The following is a 2,629-nucleotide window of genomic DNA, read 5'->3' as shown; positions in this document are numbered from 1 at the left end:
CGCACTGATATGCTTTGGCGGCGTGATCGGGATGGTTTAATGGGGCGCCCCAGAAAGCCATAATGGCGTCTCCAATGAATTTGTCGAGTGTGCCCCCATGTTTGAATATGATCTCGGTCTGCATTGAAAAATAACGGTTGAGTAAGGCGACAACTTCAGTGGCAGGCAGTTGCTCGGACAGGGTGGTGAACCCGCGAATGTCAGAGAACAATACAGTAATTTCACACTCTTTCGCATGGATCAGGTGTTCGGAGTGGCCTTGTTGGACTAACTGCCGAACGACATTTGGATCAAGAAAGCGCTGAAACATGGCAGTAATATGTCTGGCGCGCCGGTTTTCTAGAAATCCGGAATAGGCGATGATGCCGACTTGGTGTAGCCATAGCGCAGCCAGAGGCCGTCCCAGATTTGGCAACAGGTCACTGATGATGGCTGTCCACAGACAAAAGCCGCCGAGGGCGCCAAACGTCAGGAATAGAAATATCTGTTGCTTGAGCTGGCGATCAAAGCTGTCAGCCCGGGCGCTGAACTGCCAAACGAGTAGCGCAAGAAGAATGGTCAGGGGCAATGTGACTGAGGTTGGCAAGATTTTGAGCGATTCACCGTTTTTGAGGTTGTCGATGGCCGTCCCTAACAAATGGACGGCAGGATGAATGGCGGCCATTGGAGAGGCGCGAAGATCATGAAGACCAGACGCGGAGGCCCCAATAATCACCCATTTGCCGTGAAATTCATCGAGCGGCTGTCCTGCCATCACTTTGGCGAACACGCGGTGATAGGGCGCGCTTGCGTAGGGTGTGACCGTATTGCCTTTGTACTTGAGATACCACGATTGAGGGACACGGGTCTTTGGGGCGAGGTGCCGCATGAGCTGCATGGGCAAACTGGCAATTTTTGTGCCGCTGACCTCTTGCCAGGCCCGATATTGCCGAAGCACACCGTCACTATCACCAGTAAAATTGATTAATCCAGGCGGGTTTTTGTGTAAGTTGCCTATGATCGGGAGGAGGATTTTAATCGTTTGATCGGATGCCGGATTAGGGTCGATAAGCAAACTTTTGGGCAGTTCGCTGATGCGAATCGGTGTGGTCGGAGCTGATGTGGGCAACAGGAGTGACGCTAAAAAATTTGGCGCTGTTTGGTCGAGTACTTCAGCAAAATGGGCGTCGGAATCTGGCCGATAAATGTCGGGTTCAGAAAGCAGAATATCGAAAACGACAGTGCGTGCTCCAGCGGCATGCAAAGCCTCAAGGACCATGGCATGTGCTGAGCGCGGCCAGGGCCAGTGGCCCAGCTGATTCGCGAGTTGTTCAAGCGAGGCATCGTCGATATCGATGACGACAATATCTGGATCAGGCAAACTGTTGTGTGCAATGACTCGGGTGACAAAGTCGTTGACTAACCAGTCGAATCGCTCTGTGCCAGGAAAATAAAAGAGGATGGTGGTGAGTGCGGCGGCAATGATGAAGTGCTTGGTCAAGAGTCGACGCACCATTGTCTACGACTCCTGGCCATAGGCATCTGGATGGCTTGCCTGATAGGCGCGAGATTCGATAAAAATCCGCAATAGACGTTGATCGATGAGGCCACGGTCAGCTTCCGCCATCAAAATATCAAGCGCCTTGTCAATGGGAACGGCTGCTTTGTATGGGCGATCGCGAGCCGTCAAGGCATCATAGATGTCAGCGATTGTCATCATGCGTGACTGGAGTGGGATGGCGTCTCCTCGAAGGCCAAAGGGATAGCCGCTGCCGTCGAGTTTTTCGTGATGCGCGGCGGCAATATCCGGAATGGCAGAAAGTTCCGGGGTCCATGGAATTTCTCGAAGGTAGGCAAGAGAATGCAACACATGCGACTGAATTTCCTGGCGTTCTTCTTCTGTGAGGCTGCCTTTGGTCACAGACAGACGGAGAAAATCTTCATCGTCCAGAATGGTTTGTCCCCATGGGGCATCATATGTGGCTGAGACAAGGTGCGCGAGGTGTTCTGAGACTTCGGTGGGCAAAATCGTGGGCTGATTCGCCTGCTCAAGCAGCTGCTTCCAATAGTCCAATTCGGCAAGTTGTCGTTCGATTTGATGCCATTCAACCGGTGCGCCGTGCGCTTTTTGCTGCCAGTACCGACGCTGTAGATGCTCCTGTAACCAGTCAATACGCAAAAGCAGCAATTCAAGTCTGCCGGGAGGCAGTTTTTGTGCCTTCAATAACACATGCTCGCGGACACCAACCTTACCAAAATCGTGAAGCAATGCGGCGTATCGAAGTTCTTTCAGCTGATCATCGCGCCACTTCACCTCACGAAACTCTGTGCTGTGCGGTAATGCTTGAGCCAGCGCCAATGTGTAGTCGGCGACACGGAATGAGTGACCTGAGGTGACGGGATCACGAGCCTCGATGGCTTTCACTGAGGCCAAGACAAACCCTTCGAACAGGCGTTCGATGTCTTGCATTAACTGTGAATTTTCTATGGCGACAGCTGCCTGAGAGGCCAACACCTGCAGGTGCTCAATCACTTCATCCGGAAATCCTTCGTCTTGGTTGGTCGAGTTAAGCAACTGCAAGACACCAATGATTTCGTCGCGATGATTATGCATTGGGATGGCCACCATATCGCGCGTGCGATAGCCCGT

General features: G+C 52.4%; 2 protein-coding genes. Both read right to left on the bottom strand.

What is annotated here, in order from left to right; genetic code table 11:
- The coding region (locus D6694_02895) for an adenylate/guanylate cyclase domain-containing protein (GenBank protein RMH46921.1) at nucleotides 1-1,495 on the bottom strand (1,495 nt) is incomplete at its 3' end.
- Nucleotides 1,496-1,498: 3 nt separating this feature from the next.
- Nucleotides 1,499-2,629 (bottom strand): GAF domain-containing protein (locus tag D6694_02890; GenBank protein RMH46920.1); only part of this gene is annotated, 1,131 nt, incomplete at its 5' end.

This window comes from Gammaproteobacteria bacterium (assembly GCA_003696665.1).
Lineage (GTDB): Bacteria > Pseudomonadota > Gammaproteobacteria > Enterobacterales.
This window is presented reverse-complemented; position numbering and strand designations above follow the sequence as displayed.